The 21,573-nt window shown below is 60.4% G+C and carries 21 protein-coding genes; 12 read left to right on the top strand and 9 right to left on the bottom strand.

The window, feature by feature from the left end; genetic code table 11:
* Positions 1-130: 130 nt before the first annotated feature.
* Positions 131-448 carry a 50S ribosomal protein L21 gene (gene rplU / locus OHL13_RS12965; protein ID WP_263410545.1) on the top strand — a complete coding sequence of 106 codons (318 nt, stop codon included), beginning with the start codon at positions 131-133 and terminating at the stop codon, positions 446-448.
* Positions 449-528: 80 nt separating this feature from the next.
* Entirely contained in the window at positions 529-789 is a 261-nt protein-coding gene (gene rpmA / locus OHL13_RS12960) for a 50S ribosomal protein L27 (protein ID WP_263410544.1), read from the top strand.
* A gap of 287 nt (positions 790-1,076) precedes the next feature.
* Here the strand turns inward: rpmA and OHL13_RS12955 are convergent, their stop codons facing one another.
* Positions 1,077-1,391 (bottom strand): putative quinol monooxygenase, encoded by a 315-nt coding sequence (locus tag OHL13_RS12955; RefSeq protein WP_263410543.1) that lies wholly within the window; start codon positions 1,389-1,391, stop codon positions 1,077-1,079.
* 65 nt (positions 1,392-1,456) lie between these two features.
* Complete coding sequence (locus OHL13_RS12950) at positions 1,457-2,545, bottom strand: hypothetical protein (RefSeq protein WP_263410542.1); 1,089 nt, start codon at positions 2,543-2,545, stop codon at positions 1,457-1,459.
* Positions 2,546-2,692: 147 nt separating this feature from the next.
* On the opposite strand from OHL13_RS12950, the gene OHL13_RS12945 reads away from it, so the two are divergent.
* Positions 2,693-4,741, top strand: a complete 2,049-nt coding sequence (locus OHL13_RS12945) for a glutaminase family protein (RefSeq protein WP_263410541.1) — start codon at positions 2,693-2,695, stop codon at positions 4,739-4,741.
* Positions 4,742-4,806: 65 nt separating this feature from the next.
* On the opposite strand, the gene OHL13_RS12940 is transcribed toward OHL13_RS12945, so the two are convergent.
* Complete coding sequence (locus OHL13_RS12940) at positions 4,807-5,232, bottom strand: carboxypeptidase-like regulatory domain-containing protein (RefSeq protein ID WP_263410540.1); 426 nt, start codon at positions 5,230-5,232, stop codon at positions 4,807-4,809.
* Entirely contained in the window at positions 5,222-5,548 is a 327-nt protein-coding gene (locus OHL13_RS12935) for a hypothetical protein (RefSeq protein WP_263410539.1), read from the bottom strand. The genes OHL13_RS12940 and OHL13_RS12935 overlap by 11 nt, the downstream gene beginning before the upstream one ends.
* Here OHL13_RS12935 and OHL13_RS12930 point away from each other — a divergent pair.
* The 7 genes from OHL13_RS12930 (at position 5,529) to rbsK (ending at position 14,333) form a co-directional block, all read left to right on the top strand.
* On the top strand, positions 5,529-6,356 hold the full coding sequence (locus OHL13_RS12930; protein WP_263410538.1) for a rhomboid family intramembrane serine protease: 828 nt from the start codon (positions 5,529-5,531) through the stop codon (positions 6,354-6,356). The genes OHL13_RS12935 and OHL13_RS12930 overlap by 20 nt on opposite strands.
* An 11-nt stretch (positions 6,357-6,367) precedes the next feature.
* Positions 6,368-7,315: an aldo/keto reductase gene (locus OHL13_RS12925; RefSeq protein WP_263410537.1), complete on the top strand. Its 948-nt coding sequence runs from the start codon at positions 6,368-6,370 to the stop codon at positions 7,313-7,315.
* Positions 7,316-7,518: 203 nt separating this feature from the next.
* Positions 7,519-8,706, top strand: a complete 1,188-nt coding sequence (locus OHL13_RS12920) for a pyridoxal phosphate-dependent aminotransferase (RefSeq protein ID WP_263410536.1) — start codon at positions 7,519-7,521, stop codon at positions 8,704-8,706.
* Positions 8,707-9,175: 469 nt separating this feature from the next.
* On the top strand, positions 9,176-10,540 hold the full coding sequence (locus OHL13_RS12915) for a hypothetical protein (protein ID WP_263410535.1): 1,365 nt from the start codon (positions 9,176-9,178) through the stop codon (positions 10,538-10,540).
* A gap of 78 nt (positions 10,541-10,618) precedes the next feature.
* On the top strand, positions 10,619-11,947 hold the full coding sequence (locus tag OHL13_RS12910) for a peroxiredoxin family protein (protein WP_263410534.1): 1,329 nt from the start codon (positions 10,619-10,621) through the stop codon (positions 11,945-11,947).
* A gap of 197 nt (positions 11,948-12,144) precedes the next feature.
* Positions 12,145-13,356, top strand: a complete 1,212-nt coding sequence (locus OHL13_RS12905) for a pyridoxal phosphate-dependent aminotransferase (protein ID WP_263410533.1) — start codon at positions 12,145-12,147, stop codon at positions 13,354-13,356.
* A 71-nt stretch (positions 13,357-13,427) separates the two neighbouring features.
* Positions 13,428-14,333 carry a ribokinase gene (gene rbsK, locus OHL13_RS12900; protein WP_263410532.1) on the top strand — a complete coding sequence of 302 codons (906 nt, stop codon included), beginning with the start codon at positions 13,428-13,430 and terminating at the stop codon, positions 14,331-14,333.
* Positions 14,334-14,381: 48 nt separating this feature from the next.
* Here the strand turns inward: rbsK and aspS are convergent, their stop codons facing one another.
* From aspS to OHL13_RS12880, 4 genes are all read right to left on the bottom strand, one after another.
* On the bottom strand, positions 14,382-16,241 hold the full coding sequence (gene aspS, locus OHL13_RS12895; RefSeq protein ID WP_263410531.1) for an aspartate--tRNA ligase: 1,860 nt from the start codon (positions 16,239-16,241) through the stop codon (positions 14,382-14,384).
* A gap of 83 nt (positions 16,242-16,324) precedes the next feature.
* The gene (msrB, locus tag OHL13_RS12890) at positions 16,325-16,759 is read right to left on the bottom strand and encodes a peptide-methionine (R)-S-oxide reductase MsrB (protein ID WP_263410530.1); all 435 of its coding nucleotides are present in this window, start codon (positions 16,757-16,759) and stop codon (positions 16,325-16,327) included.
* Positions 16,760-16,795: 36 nt separating this feature from the next.
* Positions 16,796-17,200 (bottom strand): RidA family protein, encoded by a 405-nt coding sequence (locus OHL13_RS12885; protein ID WP_263410529.1) that lies wholly within the window; start codon positions 17,198-17,200, stop codon positions 16,796-16,798.
* Positions 17,201-17,210: 10 nt separating this feature from the next.
* Positions 17,211-18,179, bottom strand: coding sequence for a vWA domain-containing protein (locus tag OHL13_RS12880; RefSeq protein WP_263410528.1), 969 nt, complete (start codon positions 18,177-18,179; stop codon positions 17,211-17,213).
* Between the two features lie 69 nt (positions 18,180-18,248).
* Here OHL13_RS12880 and parS point away from each other — a divergent pair, with 69 nt between their 5' ends.
* The gene (parS, locus tag OHL13_RS12875; RefSeq protein WP_263410527.1) at positions 18,249-18,656 is read left to right on the top strand and encodes a type II RES/Xre toxin-antitoxin system antitoxin; all 408 of its coding nucleotides are present in this window, start codon (positions 18,249-18,251) and stop codon (positions 18,654-18,656) included.
* Positions 18,656-19,096: an RES family NAD+ phosphorylase gene (locus OHL13_RS12870; RefSeq protein ID WP_263410526.1), complete on the top strand. Its 441-nt coding sequence runs from the start codon at positions 18,656-18,658 to the stop codon at positions 19,094-19,096. The genes parS and OHL13_RS12870 overlap by 1 nt, the downstream gene beginning before the upstream one ends.
* On the opposite strand, the gene OHL13_RS12865 is transcribed toward OHL13_RS12870, so the two are convergent.
* Positions 19,093-21,531: a RelA/SpoT family protein gene (locus tag OHL13_RS12865; protein ID WP_263410525.1), complete on the bottom strand. Its 2,439-nt coding sequence runs from the start codon at positions 21,529-21,531 to the stop codon at positions 19,093-19,095. The genes OHL13_RS12870 and OHL13_RS12865 overlap by 4 nt on opposite strands.
* Between the last annotated feature and the right edge of the window lie 42 nt (positions 21,532-21,573).

Below are 21,573 nucleotides of genomic sequence, written 5' to 3'. Positions count from 1 at the left end.
TGGGGTGGAAGATCACCCGGCGGAAGGATAGGCGGCGGCTTGGAAGCAGGCCTGTTTCGCCCCATGCAATACCAATGAAGATTTCCGGGCAGAGCGTCATTGGACGTGGCTGTCTGTGGAGGGTTTGACCATGTACGCAGTGATTCGCACCGGCGGTAAGCAGTACCGCGTTGCTCCCGGCGAGACCGTAAAGATCGAGAAGATTGCCACCGACGGAGCTGTTGAGTTCTCCGACGTACTCGCTGTCAGCCCGGAAGAGGGCAAGTTTGAGAAGCTGGAAGGCGCCAAGGTTCTTGCCGAGGTCGTGAGCGAAGGCCGCGGCGAGAAGATCCTGGTCTTCCACTACAAGCGCAAGAAGCAGTACAAGAAGCTGCAGGGCCACCGCCAGAGCTTCGTTGAGGTGAAGATCAACGAGATTCAGGTGAACGGCAAGAGCTTCAAGGCATAAGAAAGACCGCGATTTCGCGTTTTTCAGCAATTCCAGATTTTCCGCCGGGCAGATCCCGGTGATGAACGAGGTTCAAGGCAATGGCACATAAAAAAGGTGGCGGTAGTTCTTCTAACGGACGCGACTCGAACGCACAGCGTCTCGGCGTCAAGCGCTTTGGCGGCGAAATGGTAACCGGTGGCAGCATTCTGGTGCGCCAGCGCGGTACACCGCTGAAGGCCGGCCTGAACGTCGGCCGTGGCTCGGACGACACCCTGTTTGCCAAGATCGACGGCCGTGTGAAGTTCACCGACCGTGGCCGTCTGGGACGTTTCGTCTCCATCGAGGCTGTCTCGGCGTAAGTTCATTTCGATTCAAGCAAAGGCCCCGCCATTGGCGGGGCCTTTGCTGTTTGGGCGGGCGGGGTGGTTGTTGTGTCAGAGTGTGTGCTTCTGAGATGAGGTGTGGCAGTAACAGCAGATTCCTTCGCTGCGCTGCGGAAGGACAAAGCAAGAAAGGTAAAAGCAGGTCCTTCGCTTCTTTCAGGATGACACGCCGATGGGCCATGACCGGTCATCCCACCCATCCGCTGCGTGTATGGATGGGGCACCCGGAGGTCGTTTTGTGCGATGCCCACATACGCTTTGCCTTACTTCGGAAACTGGCGCGTGAAGAAGCGTACCTGTGTTGTGGTGACGCCATACTTCTCCAGACCTTCGGAGAACTTCTGGAAGTGGGGTGTGGTCAGGTGGTAGTCGAAGGCGGCGCGGTCGTCGTAGACCTCGTACAGGGTCACGACCTCGGGTGCGTCGTCTATGGTGACGACGTCGAACTGGTGGCAGCCCGGCTCGTCGGCGACGCTGCGTTCGCTGTCATAGCCACAGAGCGCGAGGAACTCCTCACGGGCGGCGGCGGGAACCTGGAACTCGGCGATGACGACGAACGTGGCGGTGCTTTGCGACATGCTTTCTTTTCTCCTGAAGCGGGTGAGGCGGGCGTTGTGCCTGCCGTCGTTCCGTTCACTTCATGCTATTTCATCGTGGCTTTCTCTTTGGCTTCCTGTACTTCCAGCGGAGGCGAGGTGGTGCGGTTGCGCAGCCAGTCCACGGTGACTCCTTTGGCGTTGCGCTTCTCCTGCGACAGGTTCTTCAGGTTGGGCATGTAGACCTCGATGCCTGCCTTCTCCGTGATGCGCGTGCTGCCGTAGACCAGCTGTGCCTGGTAGTTGGTCAGGTCGAGTTCGAACCAGGGGTCGTCGGTGGCGTCGATCATGGTCAGGTCGGCCTGGCGCATGGTCAGTTTGCCGAAGTCGATGGTGCCGCCCACCAGGCGCAGGAAGTTATGCCACTGCGCCAGCTTCTGCTCATCGGTCTCGGCGTCAGCCTTGCCGTAGACGACGATGAGCTCCTGCCCGGTGGCCGTGATGCTGGTGATCTGACCGTGGATATGAGGTGGGGGAAGGAAACGCTGCGTGTCCAGGTAGAGGTCGTTGCCGGCCACCTGGACGCCCGCGACACCGGCGCTGGGCACCAGGTCCTCCGCGTTGACATGGAAGACCTTCAGAAGCCCCTTCATGGGGACCTTCAGAACGCTGATCTTGTTCATGTGGAACTTCACGCGGCCATCGGACAGGGGAAAGGCATTGCCGGTGATCTCGACCGGCAGGGGCAGGAGCTTGTGCAGGGTGCCGTGGATGTCGAGCTGCCCGTCTTTATTCTCGATTTTGATGTTGGTGAGCGGGGCTTTGCCGGTCTCGCCGGAGTTCAGATAGTCGGCGATGTCCTCCAGTTTTACGTTGATGACACCTTTCTCGATCTCCAGAAGGAAGGACTCCGGCAGATCAAAAGAAGGGTTTTTGCCTTCGCGGGTAGACATCATCTCGCCGCGAATCCAGCGGACGTAAACGCGGAAATGCGGGCCTTTGCGCAGGATAAGGTTATGAGCGTACAGGCGCGTGGGTTCCTTGCCGTCGGTGGCGGGCATGGTGCCGGCACGGTGGTCAGTCACGGGCGGAGCGTTGTAGGAACGGCCAACACGGCCCAGCCAGAAGGCTGTGGCGCAGGCCAGAAGGGCGAGCAGGGCCCACGCGATCGAACGTGGGGGGACGCGCAGGGTCATGCTGGTGTAGATGCGAAAAATCGGGAAAGCAGCTATGAAGCGTCGGTTACAGGCAGGTTTGCGGAGAGGCGCAGGCGAGTCGTGTACGTACCCTTCTAAGCTTTTCGCCATAGTCAGCTATAGGAAGGCTGCTGTACCCTGCTGGGCATGGCTTTGAAGACCCTCGCGGCGGCGCTTGCCGCTTCCCTCGCCCTGACGCCTGCTATCTTTGCCCAGAACGAACGCAACCCGGCTACGCCGCTGATTGCCTTTGACCCGTACTTCAGTGTGTGGTCGATGGCGGATACGCTGACCGAGCAGAACACGAAACACTGGACCGGCACGGAGATGCCTATGCGCGGCTACCTGCGTGTGGACGGAGTCCCGTATCGCTGGATGGGCCGCAGCCCAGGCGCCGTGACGGCGGCGGACCAGACTGGCCTGCATGTCACTCCCTTGCAGACCGAGTACACCTTTGCGGCGGCGGGGGTACGTTTGCAGGCGGAGTTCCTGTCGCCCAGCATTCCTACGGACCTTGAGTTGATGGCGCGGCCGGTCACGTATCTGACATGGCATGTGGCTGCGACCGATGGAAAGCCGCATACGGTGGAGCTTTACCTTGGTGTGGATGCACGTATTGCGGTGGATACCGGCGACCAGCAGGTGGCCTGGAAGCGCAGCCGTGTGGGTGGCATGGAGGTGCTGAGCGTTGGCTCTACCGAGCAGCGTGCGCTGGCCAGGGCGGGCGATAATCTGCGCGCCGACTGGGGCTATTTCCACCTGATTGTGCCGCCGGAGCAGCAGGCTTCCACCTCGACCGGGGTTGACAGTGCGGCGGAGTTTCTGAAGAGCGGGAGCATTCCGCAGGACGATGACCTGGACCAGCCGCGCGCGGCCAATCGCGCACCGCAACTGGCGGTTGCCATGAAGCTGCAGGTGAACGGATCGACGCCGGTGGAGCGGCACGTGGGGCTGGCCTTTACGCAGCCGCTGGTGATCGAGTATCTGAACCGCAGCCTGAAGCCTTACTGGGCGCGCAATGGCAAAACGGTGCAGGTCATGCTGACCGAGTCAATGAAGGACTACGCCGCCGTGGTGTCGAAGTCAGATGCCTTCGACAAGCAGCTTGCGGCGAAGCTGGAGAAAGATGGAGGTCCGGTCTACGCGCGGCTGGCCACACTGGCCTTCCGGCAGGCGCTGGCAGCGAATGGGCTGGCGGCGGACCTGGATGGCGCGCCGTTGCAGTTTCCGAAGGAGAACTTCTCCAACGGCTGCATTGCCACGGTCGATGTGCTCTATCCGTCGTCGCCGTTCTTCCTTTACTTCAACCCTGCTTTGCTGGAGGCGCAGTTGAAGCCGGTGATGGAATACTCTGCTCTGCCGCGCTGGAAGTTTCCGTTCGCTCCGCACGACCTGGGGACCTATCCGCTGGCCAATGGGCAGGTGTATGGCGGCGGCGAGCAGACGGAAGAGAACCAGATGCCCGTAGAGGAGAGCGGCAACATGCTGTTGATGATTGCCGCCATGGGCCGCGCGCAAGGGGACTGGCACTTTGCCAAGCAGTACTGGCCGCTGCTGGTGAAGTGGGCGGCATATCTGAAGGACAAGGGGTTGGACCCGGAAAACCAGCTCTCGACCGACGATTTCGCCGGTCATCTGGCGCATAACGCGAACCTCTCCATCAAGGCGATTGATGCGCTGGGCGCCTTTGCCGAGATGGCGAAAGGCGTAGGCGACGAGAAGCTGGCGAAGGAGTACACGACAGCTTCGAAGGAGATGGCGAAGAAGTGGATCGACCTTGCCAAAGAAGGCGACCACTACAAGCTGGCCTTCGACGCCGCTAACACCTGGAGCCAGAAGTACAACCTGGTGTGGGACGATCTGCTGGATCTGAAGCTGTTTCCGGCATCGGTCAAGAACACCGAACTGGCGTACTACAAGACGAAGCTGAACCAGTACGGCCTGCCGCTGGATAGCCGGAAGGACTACACCAAACTGGACTGGGAGCTGTGGACGGCCACACTGGCCGACGATGAGGCGACCTTCCGCATGCTGGTCGACCCGCTGGGCAAGTGGCTGGATGAAACCCCGACGCGTGTTCCGCTGACGGACTGGTATGACACGAAGACCGGCAAGCAGGAGAGCTTCCAGGCGCGCTCCGTTGTGGGCGGGCTCTTCATCAAGTCACTGCGGCAGCAGGGGCTACGCCGGAAGTAATGCTTCCCGGGCAAGGAAAAAGCCCCGCCGGCAGCGGGGCTTTTTCCTTTGAAGCGAACAGAAACTTAGTCGTTGACCTTCAGGTTGATCTGGAAGGCGTTCTTGCTGTCGAAAGAGCTGACGGTCTTGGTGCCGCTCTTCTTGCCGTCATGGACGGCCCAGAGTTCGTAGTCGGTGTTTTGCGAGAGCTGACCGAAGCGGTAGGCTCCGTCCTCGCTGGTGATAAAGCTCTTCACCGACTGCGTGCGAGTGTCCTTCAGATAGACGACGGCTCCTTTGAGGGAAGCGTCCGAACCGTTGATGACCTTACCTTCGACCGTACGCTGCTTCTGCTGTGCTACGGCAGCCATCGGTGCGGTAACAGGAAGCGCCACTGCGGCGGTGAGGCCGACGGCAAATACAAGGCGAAGTAGACCAGTGCAACGCATAGTACTGAGTATAAACACGCCCGCTGGCCGAAAGATGCGGCTGGCGGCAATCTCAGCCTTCATCGTAGGAGGTCTCTTCCTCGTCGTAACCCTCTGATTTGATGGCTCGCAACTCTATAGGGTGAAGGGAAATCACCTCCAGTTCGGCGCCGCATTCGTCGCACTCCAGGGTTTCGCTTTCGGCAATTGCATCTTCTTCAAGGTCAAGGGGGTTATCGCACTCTGGACAGGTAGCCATACAAAAGATGTCCTTTTCTGGAACGGGCTTAGTCTCCCGCGCCACGCCGTGGGCGTCAAGACTCCTTTGGGTAACCCGGGCTTCAGACAGCGGCTGCTCCACTGTGTTGAAATGGAGGTGCATGCGCAGCACGAGCCCCATCACGCTGAACCTGCCCCATTTTTCCGGAGCAACCCGCAAGCTCATCCTCATCCACCTGGCAGCCTTCTTCGGCTTTGCCGTGTTGGGCTGGGCAGCGCCCTCGTTCTATGGACTGCTGGCCGGCTATACGGTGCTGGTGCCGCAGAGCGTCTTCCATGGCCTTGTCTGGAAGCTGGTGACCTTTGTTTTCTTCCCGGTCGGCTTCCTGAACATGGCGTTTGCCATGCTGTCGCTGTGGTTCCTGGGCGTGTGGATGGAAGGCACCTTTGGCAGCCGCCGTCTGGTGGAGCTTTATCTGTTTACGGCGGTGGGTGCTGGCCTGCTTGCTTCGGCAATTACGTACACCCACATCTTCGGACTTCGCCCCGACCTGGTGGCAGCCGGTCCGTGGGCTGCCTTGATGGGCCTGATGACGGCCTTCGCCTCCCTGATGGGCGACAGCGAGATGTACGTCTTCTTCGTCATCCGGATGAAGGCGAAGTATGCGGTTACGGTCTTCATCCTGCTGCAGGTGGCGATTGTGATCCAGGGTGGCGACCGGCTTGGCGCGCTGGCTGAGGTGTGCGGTGCGCTGTGCGGATGGCTCTACTTCAGGTTTTCGCCCACGCGAGGACTGGCCTACGGCGCAAGCGAACGTTATTTCGGCTTGCGAAATGGCTACTACCGCTGGAAGCGCCGCCGGGCCGCGCGCAAGTTCGAGGTCTATATGCGCAAACAGAACCGCGTTGTGAAGTTCGACGAAGAGGGCCGCTACATCGCTCCTGAGGACGAACGCCGCAACCCCAAAGACAAAAGCTGGATGAACTAAGGAGAGTCTGGATGGAGAAGAGGCAGCTTGGCCGCTCCGGTCTGATGGTTTCGCCCATTTGCCTGGGCGGCAATGTGTTTGGTTGGACCGCGGATGAAGCACGGTCTTTCGAGATTCTGGACGCCCTTGTAGAGCGCGGCTTCAACTTTGTGGATACGGCGGATGTGTATTCGCGCTGGGTGCCGGGCCACACGGGCGGTGAGAGCGAAACGATTATTGGCAACTGGTTTGCGCGAAGCGGAAAGCGCGACAAGGTGATTCTGGCCACCAAGGTCGGTATGGAAGTGGCCGAGGGCAAAGGGCTGAAGAAAGCGCGCATTCTGGAAGCGGTTGATAAATCGCTACGGCGCCTGCAGACGGACTATATCGACCTGTACCAGGCTCACACGGACGATGTGGATACTCCACTGGAAGAGACGCTGGGCGCGTTTGCATCGCTGGTGCAGGCGGGCAAGGTGCGTGCGATCGGTGCGTCCAACTACACCGGCAAGCGCCTTGCGGTTGCGCTCGATATCGCCAAGCAGAACGGCTTCCCGCGCTATGAATCCATCCAGCCGCACTACAACCTGGTGGTCCGCAAGGACTACGAAGAGGACATTGAGCCGGTTGTAGATAAGCACGAGATCGGCGTGATTCCTTACTTCTCTCTGGCTGCCGGATTTTTGACCGGGAAGTACAAGACGAAGGAAGATGCCGAAGGCATGGCGCGGTCCGGCTATGTGACCAAGTATTTTGACGAGCGCGGCGAGCGCATTCTGAAGGCCCTGGCTGAGGTGTCAGAAAGCACGGGAGCGAAGCAGGCGACGGTTGCGCTGGCATGGCTGCTGAGCCGCCGTACGGTGACCGCGCCGATTGTAAGCGCTACCAAACTGGATCAGTTGCGGGATGTGCTGGCAGCTGCTGAATTGAAGTTGCACCAGGATGACAAAGTGAAGCTCTGCAAGGCGAGCGCGCTCTAGTGATTTGGCCCGGCATCGGAATTCTCTGGTGCCGGGCTGGACACAGCGCCGGACGCGGCGCAGAATAAGCGCACGGGCCATCCGTCTGCCCGTGGGTTCCTGAAAAATCCAAGTTCTGTAGCACGGCTTTTGCAGTGAGGCGTTCATGCGCCGCTTTGCAGCGCATGCGCCTATCTCTCTCCATCCGAGAAGGAGTGTGCTGTATGTCCATGTCCGCGCTGTCCCGCCGCAGGTTTATCCAGTTGAGCGGTGCGCTTCCTGTAAGCGTCGCCCTTGCCCGTCCCGCTTTTGCCGCAGCGTCTGGAGCCGCGCTGCCGAACCCTGGCCTGATGGATGTTCCAGCAAACCTCGTACTGATCAACGGCAACGAGTATCCGAGCGGTCCTACGCCCGCTGCGCTGAAAGCCCTGAACGCTGTGGCTGCCAACGGCAATCGTTACTACATGGCAGAGACAACGAAGTTCACCGGCGAGCTTGCGGCGTATCACGGCCTGAAGCCGGGCTATGCCACTATCTACGCGGGCTCCAGTGAGCCGCTGCGCTTTACCACCATGGCCTTTACCGGACCGGCTAAGAGCCTGGTGACCGCGGATCCCACCTTTGAATCTGCCTGGCGTGCCGCCGATGCCATGGGTGCGAAGGTCCACAAGGTTCCGTTGAAGGCCGATTTCAGCTATGACGTGAAGGCGATGGTTGCGGCAGACCCGAACGCGGGTCTGATCTACATCTGTAATCCGAACAACCCGACAGGCGCCATTGTGAAGCGCAGTGACATTGAGTGGGTACTGGAGAACAAGCCCAAGGGAGCGGTGGTTCTGGTGGATGAAGCGTACATCCACTTCAGTGATGCGGAGAGCGTGATTGACCTGGTGGCGAAGGACAAGGATCTTGTTGTCATCCGCACCTTCTCAAAGATTTACTCCATGGGCGGGCTGCGCTTTGGTTATGCGCTGGCGCGGCCTGACCTGATGGAGAAGCTGCTGCACTACGGCGTGAACTCCATGGCGACGACGGCGATTCAGTGCGCGAAGACGATGCTCTTCGACAAGGACCTTGTGCTGCTGCGCAAGAAAGCTAACGCCGATGCGCGCGACATGACGTTCGAGTTTCTCTCCAAGCAGGGCTATGCGTTTTCGCCATCCCAGGCGAATCATTTCCTCGTGGACATGAAACGCGATGGCAGGCTGGCCGCTGCCTCTTTCGCAAACAAGAGCGTGATCATTGGCCGTAGCTGGGCCAGCATGCCGACATGGTCCCGTGTCTCCGTTGGAAGCATGAAAGAAATGGAGAGCTTTCAGACGGCGTTTGTCGATGTGATGAAAGACCCAGCGGGAAAAGTGAATGCGATGGCGCATCCGTACCCGCATCTGGAAGATGCCTTCCGTTGTTAAGTCCCGTTATTTCAGCCAAAAGCGGACATTTGTTTGTCATGCGGAGTGGAGAAACCGGTATTCAGTTTGTATGCGGATTTCTCCACTTCGCATGGTTGCGGTCCGAGAAGGCAAAGGTCCGGAAGCAGCAAAACACTTGCACGATTTTTTCAGTCGTGCATAATAGACAACACAGCCGTATGAAGAACGATTTTCTCAGCAACGTGATGCACGCAGGCCGGAACGCACAGTTCTACGCCGCTGCACGTGTGTTGCCCACGGCTGCCAAGCTCCGTGGTTGTTGCTGCCCTCGATAGCTTTTCCCGGGTCAACGGGGCATGTGGGTGCTGTATGACTCTTCGCCGCTGTTGACCATCCTCTGACAACCTAAAGCGCTTTGTGCTGGAACCGTTGTGTTCCGCCGTATTGCGTTCTCTTCCGGTGCCTTGTTGCGCATGTTTGCGCGCATGGCCCAGGAAAGGTCATTGGTATGGCCCGTCTGCGTCGGCCTTTTGCCGTGTTGTTTACGATTGCTTTGTTTGCTGCCGGTGTGCACGGCCAGATCGCCGTGAAGCGCCAGGGATACATCCCGTACAGCGAAGCACCGATCCGCTATCTGCAGGATGAACTGCATGATCCCGTGGCCGAGCTCGAGAAGCAGCTTGAAGACGGCACGGTGAAGTTCTCCTATGACGAGCGTCTCGGCTATCTTCCCGCTGTTCTGAAAGCGCTGCATATCTCGCAGGATTCGCAGACGCTTGTCTTCTCGAAGACCAGCTTCCAGTACAAGAAGATCTCGCCGGAGCATCCGCGAGCGCTGTACTTCAATGACGATGTCTATGTTGGTTTTGTGCATGAAGGCAAGGCGCTGGAGATCATCTCGTTTGACCCGAACCAGGGTGCGGCGTTTTATCTGCTGGATGCGAACAAGTCCGAACACCCCAAGTTTGAGCGGGCTGAGCTTGACTGCACGCAGTGCCACATCGCTCCTGGTACGCGCAATGTGCCCGGTGTGCTGGTGCGGTCCATCTACCCTTCACCGACGGGCACGCTGGCGAACTCGACTGACTCCTCCGTAACCGGGCAGGAGACGCCGATCAGCAAGCGCTGGGGCGGATGGTATGTGACCGGTGCGGCCGGCAAAGAACACACCATGGGCAATGCGGTCATGCCAGCGGGTTATGGAAGCGCGAACGGGCCGCATGGCGATCCTGACCAGAGCCTGCAACCGATAGAGCAGCGCTTTGTAAAAGCCGAGTATCTGAACCCGGATAGCGACATCGTCGCGCACCTGGTGCTGGCGCACCAGACGCAGGCACACAACCTGATTACGCTGACGAATTACAAGACGCGCATCGCGCTCTTCGACCATGCAAAAAGCGGCGATGCCAACACGCCGCTGACGCCGGAAGAACGCGCGAAATTTGAAAAGCCCGCGGAAGAGCTGGTGAAGTATCTGCTCTTTGCCAATGAGGCTCCACTGCCGGCAGCGGTGAGCGGAAACAACAGCTATGCGCGCAGCTTTGCAGCAACCGGCCTGCGCGATCGCAAAGGACGCTCCCTGCGGGAGTTCGACCTGAAGACACGCCTCTTCCGCTATCCGGTCAGCTACCTCATCTACTCTGACCAGTTTGACCAGTTGCCTGCGGAGGCGAAGAGCTATGTCTATCACCGCCTATACCAGGTGTTGAGCGGCGAAGATCAGTCGCCCGCATTCGAAAAGCTTTCCGCGGCAGACCGCACCGCCGCGTACCAGATTCTGCTCGCGACCAAGCCACATCTACCAGAAGAGTGGCGACAGTCGGCTGCTGCAGCGGCACGGGCAGAACGGCTATCCCGTCGTAAGGCGGGATAGCCAACCCATCACTCCATGCCCGTATTTCTGCAGTCTTCAACCGACAACGCAACAGAACATTCTTAGGAGATTTTTGCCATGACATCTCGCAACCGGACCACCGCTCTTGCCGCCGTTCTGCTTAGCGCGACCGCGGCCTTTGCCCAGGGCGCTGCACCGTCTTCACCGCTTGCAGGCCGCTGGGATGCAGCCTTCACGCTCAATGGGACCGATATTCCTTTCCGTCTCGACATTTCGCAGGATGGCCAGCAGGTGAAAGGAACGCTCTTCAACGGCGACAAGGAGACGGAAACAACGACCAGCGCAAAGCTGAACAAGGGCGAAGTAGTGCTGGACTTTGAGCACTACCTCACCACCATCTCCGCCAACGTAAACGGCGATGCATTGACGGGTAAGCTGCGCGGCCGCTTTGAGCGCGAGAAGTACATCGCCGATTACCCGTTCCACGCGAGCCGTCACAAGGACGGCGCTGTTCAGGCCGCCGCAAACGTGCCAAACATTGCAGGCAACTGGGAGATTCCGCACGAGACTGCCAAGGGGGAGAAGTCGTGGCGCTTTATCGTGAAGCAGAACGGAGCGGAGGCACAGGCCTCTATCCTGCGCGTGGATGGCGACACCGGATCGCTGACCGGAACCTACAACAACGGCAGCTGGCTGCTAAGCCACTTTGACGGAGCGCGTCCGCTGCTGGTGCGCGTGACACCGAAGCAGGATGGCACGCTGGAGGTGAAGACCGAAGGCGCGTATACGCCCGCTGAGCCGCTGCAGGCGTATCGCGAAGAAGTGGCGCGAGCGAAGGGGCTGCCGCTGCCAGAGGACTACGGTACGCACACCACGGTGCGCGATGCGAGCGAGCGCTTCGCCTTCAAGTTCCCGGACGTGAATGGCAAGCTGGTGTCGAGCGAAGATACTCGCTTCAAGAACAAGGTCGTGCTCGCCATTGTGACCGGTACCTGGTGCCCGAATTGCCACGATGAGGCGCGCTACCTGGTGGAGCTCGACAAGAAGTATCGCGATAAGGGACTTGAGATTATTGCGCTGGACTTCGAAGAGCCCGAACAGCAGGACTCTCTCTCGCGAGAGAAAGCCTTCATTGACCACTACGGTGTGAAGTACACCTACCTGCTCGCGGGCGCTCCGGCTGAGATGTGGGAGAAGGTGCCGCAGGCCGTGAACCTGAACACCTGGCCGGCCACGCTGTTTGTCGGTAAGGACGGCCGGGTCCGCAAGATCCACTCGGGCTTTGCCTCGCCATCCAGCGGCGCGTTCAATGAGCAGCTCAAAAAGGAATTCACTGCGGAGATTGAAGCGCTCCTGGCAGAGAAGGACACCCAGAAGCTTGCGGACAACGGAACAGCTCCGCTTGCCGCGCATGCTCCTGCGTCCATACATAACGCTTCGTACTAGCCCCTCACACACGGCGGCGGGGGCAGCGACACCCCTGCCGCCGCCTTTTTCCCTGCATCTGGACATCGCAGCGCAGACCGGGCAGAATAACCACACGCGCACTTTGCGCGTTCCGCAACAATTTGTAACGGCCTGTTCTGAGCAGTGAAGGCGCAGTTCAGCCTGCGTCTATCTCCCCGTCGAAGGAGTCGTCTGCAATGTCCCTGTCCCGCCGTAAGTTTATCCAGCTCTCAGGTGCTGCCCCGGTCGGCGCCGCGCTTGCGAAGCATGCCTTTGCCGCGCCCATGGCAGCAGGCGCCCGTGGTGGCGCCGGAGCGTTGAACGATCCCGGCCTGGTCGATGCGCCCAGCGATCTGGTCATCCTGAATATCAATGAGTTTCCGGCGGGACCTACGCCCGCGGCCGTCGAGATGATGAAGCGCGTTGTGACCAACGGCAACCGCTACTATCTGACGGAAACGCGCAAGACGACGGAGGCCATTGCCTCGTCCGTCGGCGTAAAGCCGCAGTATGTGACCATGTATGCGGGATCGAGCGAGCCGCTGACCTTCTCCGCGCTGGCGTTCACGTCGCCGGAAAGAAGCCTGGTGCTGGCTGACCCTACGTATGAGCAGGCCATCGGCGTGGCCGAGAAGGTGACGCGCGCCAAGGTGCATCGCGTGCCGCTGAAGGCCGACTACAGCTACGACATCAAGGCGATGGTGGAGGCAGACCCGAACGCCGGGCTGATCTACATCTGTAATCCGAATAATCCGACTGGCACGGTGGTGAAGCGCAGCGACATCGAGTGGGTGCTGGCGAACAAGCCGAAGGGAAGCGTCCTGCTGGTGGATGAAGCGTACACGCACTTCTCGACGAACACCGAGAGCGTGATTGATCTTGTCGCCGCGGACAAGGAGATCATGGTGCTGCGCACCTTCTCGAAGATCTATGCCATGGGCGGCATCCGCGCCGGATACATTGTTGCGCGGCCGGACATGATGGAGAAAATCCATGCGTACGGTGTGAACATGATGCCTACCGCTGCCGTGCAGTGCGCGCGTATCCAACTGCAGGACAAGGATGTAATTCCGCTGCGCCGGCAGATGATTGCCGATGCACGCAACGACACCTTCGCCTTCCTCGGCAAGCATGGCTACACGTTTACTCCTTCTGAGAGCAATCACTTCATGGTGAAGGTGGGCCGTCCTGGCGGCGATGTCCACAATGCGCTGGCGCAGAAGAACATCATCATCGGCCGCACATGGAAGGTATGGCCGGAGTGGGTGCGTGTCTCGGTGGGCAGCGTGCAGGATATGAAGAGCTTCCAGACGGCGTTCGTGGATGTGATGCAGCAGCCGCCATCTGCGCATGTGGGGCTGGTCCATCCGTATCCGGAGTACGCGCGCATGGCCGAACAAATGTGCTAACTGCAGTTGTGAGGTGTGAGGAAAGACAAAGGCCCCGCTGATTGCGGGGCTTTTGCCTTAGGATGGGTTTCGTGCAGAAATCTGTTCTTGTGATCGGCAGCCTGAACCTTGACCTTGTTATCCATGCAGAGCGTATTCCTTTGCCGGGCGAGACGGTGCGTGGTCTTGGGTATGAAGAGTTGCTTGGCGGTAAGGGTGCGAATCAGGCTGTGGCTGCCGCACGACTTGGAGCCAGCGTGCGCATGGGTGGCCGTGTTGGCAGCGATGCCTATGGGCATTCGCTGCTGGATGGACTGACTGCTGCGGGTGTGAATGCTGCCGGCGTGCAGGTGAGTGAAGGTCCTTCCGGGCTTGCGGTCATTACCCATGCTGCGAGTGGGCAGAACAGCATCGTGGTGCAGCCCGGGGCCAATGGTGCTGTGACTGCTGCAGACATTGTGGAGATGGAATTTTCGGGAGTGGGTCTCGTGCTCCTGCAACTGGAGATTCCCATGGAAGCGGTGTGTGCCGCCGCTAAAACTGCGCGACAGGCAGGCGTGCCGGTGATGCTTGATCCTGCTCCTGTGCAGGCATTTTCGAACGACCTGTTGCAGGCCGTTACCTGGCTTACGCCGAATGAAACCGAAGCCGCCGCATTGACCGGCGGTGTGTTTCCTCCGCAGGAGACGGCGGAGAAGCTGCTCGCCATGGGCTGCCGCAACGTTGTGCTGAAGCTGGGCGAGTGCGGAGCGTTTCTGATGGGCTCCGATTGTGAACCGGTGCTGGTGCCATCGTTTGCGGTGAAGGCTGTCGATACGACCGCAGCAGGGGATTGCTTCAACGGAGCATTTGCCGCACGCCTGCTTGCGGGAGATGCGCCCGCTGAAGCCGCGCGGTATGCCAATGGGGCTGCGGCGATCTCTGTCACACGCATGGGAGCACAGGCATCGATGCCGTCGCAGGATGAGGTTGCGGAGTTACTCGAGAATCACCGTTAAAAACGAAACCCACCCATGCAAAGCATGGGTGGGATATTGCCTGTTCAGCTAGCTGCGAACCGTCGTCTTCAGATGAAGTTCCTTCATCTGCATCTCGGTCGGTGCGCTGGGCGCGTCGACCATCAGGTCGATGGCCTTGGCGGTCTTCGGGAAGGCGATGACTTCGCGCAGGCTCTGCGCACCGGCCAGCAGCATCACGATACGGTCGATGCCCAGGGCGATGCCGCCGTGCGGGGGCGTGCCATACTCCAGAGCGTCGAGGAAGAAGCCGAAGCGCTCCTTGGCCTCTTCGTCCGTCATACCCAACGAACGGAAGATTTCCGCCTGCACGTCCTTGCGGTGGATACGGATCGAGCCGGAGCCAAGCTCCAGGCCGTTCAGCACCACGTCATAGGCTGAGGCGCGGACCGCGCCCTTGTCGTTGAACAGGGCGCCGCTCTTGATGTCTTCTTCGTGCGGCGAGGTGAACGGGTGGTGGGCAGCATCCCATACCTTCTTCTCCTCGTTCCACTCGTACATCGGGAAGTCGGTCACCCAGAGGAATTTGTAGTCTTCCGGGACGCCCTTCTTTTCAAAGAGGCCGTGCTTGTCGGCGTACTTCTTCGCCAGTTCCAGGCGCAGAGCGCCAACGCGCTTCCAGATCCAGAGGCGGTCGTAGTTCCACATCTCCGGTGTCTCAAGCTTTGGCGTGACGACTACGGCCAGATCGTTCGCGGTCAGCGACGATCCGTTGAAGGCTGCCAGCTCGATGTTCAGCTTGGCGGAGATGGCGTCGGCCAGCGGAACAAACTGCTCGGCTGTACGCAAGCGGACCAGGTCCAGCAGGTCAAGACCGCTGTCGCCGAAGCTGGCGCGAACCTCGCTGAGCAGCGACTTGCGGGCGGTGCTCGAAAGCTCGCCCACGCCCGGAATCACGAAGCCAAGTACAGGACGGTTCTGCTCAATCTTCAGGGTGGTGCGCAGCTCGGGCGTCAGGACGTCGGTCAGGTCAGCCATTGCGGGCAGACGCATGTCCGGCTTGTCGATGCCGTACTTGCGGATCGCCTCGTCGTAGGTCATCCGCAGGAAGGGCGCATTGATCTTTTCTCCTGTTGCAGCAGAGAATGCAGCCGTCAGGAAGCGCTCCACCACGGCGAAGACCTGGTCCTGCGTGGGGAAGGTCATCTCCAGGTCGATCTGCGTGAACTCCGGCTGGCGGTCGGCGCGCAGGTCCTCGTCACGGAAGCAGCGGGCGACCTGAAAGTAGCGGTCGAAGCCGGAGATCATGAGGATCTGCTTGAAGATCTGCGGCGACTGCGGCAGAGCGTAGAAGGTGCCGGGGTGCACCCGCGAGGGCACCAGGTAGTCGCGCGCGCCCTCGGGGGTGCTGCGCGTCATGAACGGCGTTTCAATCTCGAGGAAGCCCTCGTCGGAGAGCGTCTGGCGGATGGCCTGGTTGACCTTATGACGCACCAGGAAGTTATGCTGCATCTCGCTGCGGCGCAGGTCGATGTAGCGGTACTTCAGGCGCATCTCTTCGTTCTGAATGGCGTCGTCGGCGGGCGAGAAGGGCGGCGTCTTGGCGTCGTTGAGCAGAAGCAGCTCGGTGGCCAGCACTTCAATTTCGCCGGTAGGCATCTTCGGGTTGATCAGGTCAGCGTCGCGCAGTCGGACCTTGCCGATGGCTGCGATGACAAACTCGGGGCGGGCGGCTTCGGCTTTCGCCAATGCGTCCGCGCCGGAGAGCGACTTGTCGAGCACCACCTGGGTGATGCCGGTGCGGTCACGCAGATCGAGGAAGATCAGATCGCCGTGATCGCGGCGGCGGTTGATCCAGCCCATCAGGACTACGGGTTTGCCGGCGTCAGCGGCGCGAAGCTCTCCGCAACGGTGGGTGCGGGTAGTGGAACCTAAGAAATCCAGTGTCACGATAGTGTCTATTGTACGAATTTGGGAGCCTTAAATCGAAATGACCCGCCGTAGCGGGCCATTTCTTCGTTCAAGGGCGGGATTTACTTCGGTTCCTTGTCAAACTCCAGCGAGGCGGAGTTAATGCAGTAGCGCAGGCCGGTGGGGCGTGGGCCGTCCGGAAAGACGTGGCCCAGGTGGCCGCCGCATTTGGCGCAGGTCACCTCAATCCGGCGCATGCCGTAACTGGAATCCTCATGCGCCACAATAGCGTCCGCCGAGACCGGATTCCAGAAGCTGGGCCAGCCGGACCCGGAGTCGAACTTCTTGTCGGAGGTAAACAGTTCGGCCCCGCAGGCGGCGCAGCGGTAAATGCCGTCCTCGTGGTTGTGGTACAGGGCGCCGGTAAACGCCGGTTCCGTACCCTTCTGACGAAGGATATGGAACTGCTCCGGGGTCAGAAGCTGGCGCCACTCCTCTTCGGTTTTCTGGATCTTGCCGCCGGTCGTTTGCAGATCGGGCACAGGGGTGTCAGCCATCGGAAGTCTCCTCTGAGCATTAGACGCCGGAGGCGCTTATGCGGATTCCTTGGCGATAACCTCGATCTCGACCAGTGCGTCCTTGGGCAGGGCCGCCACCTGGATGGTGGAGCGGGCCGGTGCGATCACGCCCTCGGGCGCCAGGTAGGTGGCGTAGATGGCGTTCATGGCTGCGAAGTCCTTCATATCCTTCAGGAAAACGGTGGTCTTCAGCACATTGGCGAAGTTCAGCCCCGCTGCGGCCAGAACGGCCTTCAGGTTTTCCAGAACGCGGACGGTCTGCGCCTCAATGCCGCCCTCGATCAGGTTGCCGGTGGCGGGGTCCAGGGCTACCTGGCCGGAGGTGTACAGAGTGTCGCCCACACGAATGGCCTGCGAGTAGGGGCCGATAGCGGCCGGGGCGTCCGAGGTGGAGACGGCGGTCTTCTTGGTTTCGCTCATGAAGTCGAGTTTACTGTGTGGCCGCAGGTCCGGCCCAGTAACTTTGCCGTGCGCGCAGTTTTGCGCCGGGGTATTCAGGCACGGTAATCGAGATGCTGTGCAGTCCCGGTTCCACGTTCATGGGCGGCTGGAAGCTGAGCAGGTAGTAATCGTGGATGTGGTTGGACAGCTTCAACATGCCGTTGTCGAAGCCCTTCTGGCCGCTGAAATTGATGTACTCGCCGCCGGAGAGTTCAGACAGTGTTTTCGGCACATTCTTCTTCAACGCGTTGACGGCCATCACCAGCAGGCCCAGCGGGCCGGATCCCATCTGGCCGTGGAACAGGCTGTTGATGATCTCTGTCTTGCCGGGGTTGAAGCTGACCGAGTCGACGACAACATTTGACCGGCCAAGCTCTTCCACGACGGCTTCCGGCTTGATCTTGCTGCCGTGGTCGCGGGTTTCGCCGATCAGCAGGATGGCGCGGCGGTACTTGCTGGGCCGCTTCGACAACGCTTCGGCGGCGTACTTCACCGCGTCCAGCGTGTTGGCGTTGCCGTCTTCGCAGGGCTTGATGCCGTTCAGCGTCATGTTGGTCTTTTCCATGTTGCCGGTAAAGTCCTGCAACAGCTCCGGGCCGGAGGCATAGCGGGCTACGGCAATCAGCTTTGGGGCTCCGCCAACGATGCTCTCGACCATGGTGGGAAGGCCACTGATGTTGCCGAACTGCATGACCGCCTCGCGTCCGCACTGGACCAGGACAAACAGCGCAACGCCCTGCAGGTCGGCGTCTTCATCCAGCCGGATCTTCTGCACAATGCCGTTGTCCTTGACCTCAAACTGCTCTGCCTTCAGGCCATAGAGCCGCTCGCCCTTGTAGTCCACTGAGACGGGCACCTGCACCAGGTTGGTGTTCACGCGAATGGTCGGTGTGGGGTCGTCCTGGGCGAAGACGGCGGGAGAGAGCAGCAGAAGCGCGGCGAGGAAGCTCTTCTTCATGAAGTTCAGCATATAACGTTACGCATTTTGCCATAGAAATAGTGGCATAATGTTGTTATGAATGCGGCGATGGTCCAGATCGGAGACTGGCTGGGGCTGGATGCTCCGGCGACTGAGGCCGGCGTGCTGAAGATCGTCGAGGCGCGCCTGTCGCCCACGGTCATTGCCCGTCTCTCGGAGCTCGGCCTGGAACGCGCGGAGATTGACGAGGTAGTGATTCCCTCGCGTACATTGCAGCACCGCAAGGCAAAGCGCGAGAAGCTGACGGTCGAGGAGTCCGACCGCGTGCTGCGGGTCATTCGCGTGCTCTCGGCAGCCGAGGCGACCTATGGCTCGCGTGAGCGGGCGCTGGCGTGGCTGCGCCGTCCGCAAACGCGGCTGGATAGCCGCTCACCGCTCTCCCTGCTGAAGACGGATACCGGCAGCCGCATTGTGGAAGAGCTACTCGTGCAGATTGACGAAGGTTACTTCGTTTAGTGATTTTCTGGCGCATCAGCCGCTTCCAGGACCTTCGCGGCGCGGGGGGATTGAAGGCTCCGGGTCGCTGGCACTTTGCCGGGCAGCCGGTGGTCTATCTGGCGGAGCATCCCGCCGCTGCGCTGCTTGAGGTCTGCGCGCACACCGCCGCCAACGACGTTCCCCCGGAGTTCACATTGCTGCGGGTAGTCGGCCCAACCATCAAGGTGGACGAGATCAAGCTCTCGCAGCTGCCGCATGCATGGCAGCAGAGCCCGGAGTTGACGCAGAAGCTTGGAACGGAGTGGCTGCGAAAGGGAGAGGCGGTGCTGTTGCGTGTGCCGAGCGCGATTGTGCCGGAGACGTCGAACTATCTTTTCAACCCTGCGCACCGCAGTGCAAAACGGTTTCGCATCACGGCAACGTATGCCTACCCGTTTGATGTGCGCCTGAAGCGTTAGATCTTGTTGATGCGCTGGACGTCGCGGACTCCGCTGACGCGGCGCAGATCGTTCACCAGTTTGTTCAGGTGCTTCAGGTCGACGGTTTCGACCACGAACTCGACCGTGGCTGTGCCGTCGTCATTTGACCGTGATTCGACGCTGCGGATATTCGTGTCGTCATCGGAGATGATGGCGGTGAACTCCTTCAGCATGCCCGAGCGATCGTCACAGGTCAGAATCAGCTTCACCGGATAGGTGGTCTGGCGGGCGTTGACGGAAGGTGCAGCCGACCACTCCACGTTGATGCGGCGGTCGCTCTCATACAGCAGGTTCTGCACATTCGGACAGCTTCGCGCGTGGACGGCCACACCCTTGCCGCGTGTGACGTAGCCGATGATCTCTTCTCCGCGGATCGGATTACAACATCGTGCGCGATAGACCAGCAGGTCATCCTGCCCTTCCACCTGCAGCGAGTCCGAACCGCGGCCGAAGTAGACGCGCTTGACCGTCTCGGACATCTGCCCGATGCTGCCCGTAGCCGCTTCCGGCCCCGCGGTTTCGGGTGGCATGGTGCTGCCTGGTTCAAGCTTGTTCAGCACCTGGCGGGCAGAGAGTTTGCCAAAGCCCAGTCCGGCGAACAGGTCCGCTCCGCCGCCCAGGCCATACTCGTTGGCCACGCGGGTGAAGTCAGCATCGGTCAGCTTGGTAATGGCGACCTTGAACTTGCGGCCTTCGCGGTCCAGCAGTTTTTTGCCGATTTCGATGGCGCGCTCGCGCTGGTGTTCGTTGATCCAGTGCTTGATCTTGTTGCGTGCGCGGGAGCTTTTGACAAAGCTCAGCCAGTCGCGGCTGGGGGTGTGCCCGGCCTGCGTGGTGATTTCGACGATGTCGCCGTTGTGCAGCTTGGTGCGGAGTGGAACAATGCGGCCGTTCACCTTGGCCGCGGTGGTGGTGTGGCCAACATCGGTATGGATGCTGTAGGCGAAGTCGACCGGCGTCGCGTCCTTTGGCAGAACGACCACCTTGCCCTTGGGGGTGAAGGCGTAGACCTCTTCCGGGTACAAGTCGATCTTGAGCGTCGACATGAACTCGTTGGGGTCGGTCATCTCGCGCTGCCATTCCATGATCTGGCGAACCCAGGCGAGCCGCTGCTCGTCCTTGTCGGTCACGCTTTCATTGGCCTTGTACTTCCAGTGCGCGGCAATGCCTTCCTCGGCAATGCGGTGCATGTCCTCGGTGCGGATCTGCACTTCGAACTGGTGGCCGCCCTCGGCGATCAGCGTGGTGTGCAGCGACTGGTACATGTTGGGCCGCGGCATCGCGATAAAGTCCTTGATGCGGCCCGGCACCGGGCGCCAGGTGGAGTGCAGCAGGCCCAGCATGGCGTAGCACTCGCCCACCGTGTGTGTGATGACGCGCACGGCCAGCAGGTCATAGACCTGGTTCAGAGGCAGGTTTCCGTCCTGTAGTTTCTGCTGGATGGAGTAAAGGCGCTTGATCCGGAACTCGACGCGTCCCTGAATGTGATGCGAGACCATCTTCTCTTCCAGCGTGGCGACGATGGTCTTCAGGAAGGTCTCGCCGGCGTCGCGCACCTGGTCGACTTCCTTTTCCACCTGCTGATAGGCAACGGGGTCAACGTAGCGGAAGGCCAGGTCTTCCAGTTCACCGCGCAGCTTACCCATGCCCAGCCGGTGCGCCAGCGGAGCGTAGACGTCCAGCGTCTCGCGGGCGATTTTCTGCTGCTTTTCGGGCTTCAGATGCTCCAGCGTGCGCATGTTGTGCAGCCGGTCGGCCAGCTTGATCAGAACCACGCGCACATCCGTGACCATGGCCAGCAGCATCTTGCGGATATTCTCCGCCTGGTGGTCTTCGCGATTGGCGAACTTGATCTTGTCCAGCTTGGTGACGCCTTCGACAATGTGCGCCACCTGGTCGCTGAAGCGGGTGGCAATCTCTTCCGTCGTGACGTTGGTGTCTTCCACGGCATCATGCAGCAGGCCGGCGGCAATGGCGGTGGAGTCCAGTTTCATCTCGGCCAGAAGCTGGGCTACTTCCAGTGGATGGATGACGTAGGGCTCGCCGGAGGCGCGCTTCTGGTCCGCGTGGTTCTCCAGGCAGAAGATCCATGCCTTGCGGATGACATCCAGGTCGTCGCCGGGGCGGAAGGTACGGACGGTCTCGAGCAGGTGCGCGAAGTGGGCGTCAATCTCTTTGGCCTGGGCGGCATCCAGCCAGGTCAGATAGGGCGTGACCGAGGTGGTTTCAAGGGGGGCGGGTGGCTTCTCGCCCAGGATGCCGCTGGGAGCGGCCAGCGAATCGTTCGCTGTCACAGACGCAGCAACGACCGGCTCCAGATCAACGCCCTTTGCGGCGGAGATGCTGCTGGAGTTGGTGCGGGAGGGCGTCGTTTCGGATCCAGCCTGCTTCGAGGCTGGCCGCGCGGTAGCCATACCTGATTCTAACGCGCCTTAAAAGAAAAGGGCGGAGGAGCT

It is taken from the genome of Terriglobus tenax (assembly GCF_025685395.1).
Lineage (GTDB): Bacteria > Acidobacteriota > Terriglobia > Terriglobales > Acidobacteriaceae > Terriglobus > Terriglobus tenax.
This window is presented reverse-complemented; position numbering and strand designations above follow the sequence as displayed.

What these genes read in the sequence shown, in the direction of transcription:
- OHL13_RS12935 (WP_263410539.1), bottom strand. Translation starts at nt 5,548, where the DNA reads ATGGGGCTCGTGCTGCGCATGCACCTCCATTTCAACACAGTGGAGCAG.
- OHL13_RS12885 (WP_263410529.1), bottom strand. Translation starts at nt 17,200, where the DNA reads ATGAGCGAAACCAAGAAGACCGCCGTCTCCACCTCGGACGCCCCGGCC.
- OHL13_RS12865 (WP_263410525.1), bottom strand. Translation starts at nt 21,531, where the DNA reads ATGGCTACCGCGCGGCCAGCCTCGAAGCAGGCTGGATCCGAAACGACG.
- msrB (WP_263410530.1), bottom strand. Translation starts at nt 16,759, where the DNA reads ATGGCTGACACCCCTGTGCCCGATCTGCAAACGACCGGCGGCAAGATC.
- rpmA (WP_263410544.1), top strand. Translation starts at nt 529, where the DNA reads ATGGCACATAAAAAAGGTGGCGGTAGTTCTTCTAACGGACGCGACTCG.
- rplU (WP_263410545.1), top strand. Translation starts at nt 131, where the DNA reads ATGTACGCAGTGATTCGCACCGGCGGTAAGCAGTACCGCGTTGCTCCC.
- OHL13_RS12925 (WP_263410537.1), top strand. Translation starts at nt 6,368, where the DNA reads ATGGAGAAGAGGCAGCTTGGCCGCTCCGGTCTGATGGTTTCGCCCATT.
- OHL13_RS12905 (WP_263410533.1), top strand. Translation starts at nt 12,145, where the DNA reads ATGTCCCTGTCCCGCCGTAAGTTTATCCAGCTCTCAGGTGCTGCCCCG.
- OHL13_RS12920 (WP_263410536.1), top strand. Translation starts at nt 7,519, where the DNA reads ATGTCCATGTCCGCGCTGTCCCGCCGCAGGTTTATCCAGTTGAGCGGT.
- OHL13_RS12950 (WP_263410542.1), bottom strand. Translation starts at nt 2,545, where the DNA reads ATGACCCTGCGCGTCCCCCCACGTTCGATCGCGTGGGCCCTGCTCGCC.
- parS (WP_263410527.1), top strand. Translation starts at nt 18,249, where the DNA reads ATGGTCCAGATCGGAGACTGGCTGGGGCTGGATGCTCCGGCGACTGAG.
- OHL13_RS12930 (WP_263410538.1), top strand. Translation starts at nt 5,529, where the DNA reads ATGCGCAGCACGAGCCCCATCACGCTGAACCTGCCCCATTTTTCCGGA.
- OHL13_RS12915 (WP_263410535.1), top strand. Translation starts at nt 9,176, where the DNA reads ATGGCCCGTCTGCGTCGGCCTTTTGCCGTGTTGTTTACGATTGCTTTG.
- OHL13_RS12945 (WP_263410541.1), top strand. Translation starts at nt 2,693, where the DNA reads ATGGCTTTGAAGACCCTCGCGGCGGCGCTTGCCGCTTCCCTCGCCCTG.
- OHL13_RS12955 (WP_263410543.1), bottom strand. Translation starts at nt 1,391, where the DNA reads ATGTCGCAAAGCACCGCCACGTTCGTCGTCATCGCCGAGTTCCAGGTT.
- OHL13_RS12880 (WP_263410528.1), bottom strand. Translation starts at nt 18,179, where the DNA reads ATGAAGAAGAGCTTCCTCGCCGCGCTTCTGCTGCTCTCTCCCGCCGTC.
- OHL13_RS12940 (WP_263410540.1), bottom strand. Translation starts at nt 5,232, where the DNA reads ATGAAGGCTGAGATTGCCGCCAGCCGCATCTTTCGGCCAGCGGGCGTG.
- OHL13_RS12910 (WP_263410534.1), top strand. Translation starts at nt 10,619, where the DNA reads ATGACATCTCGCAACCGGACCACCGCTCTTGCCGCCGTTCTGCTTAGC.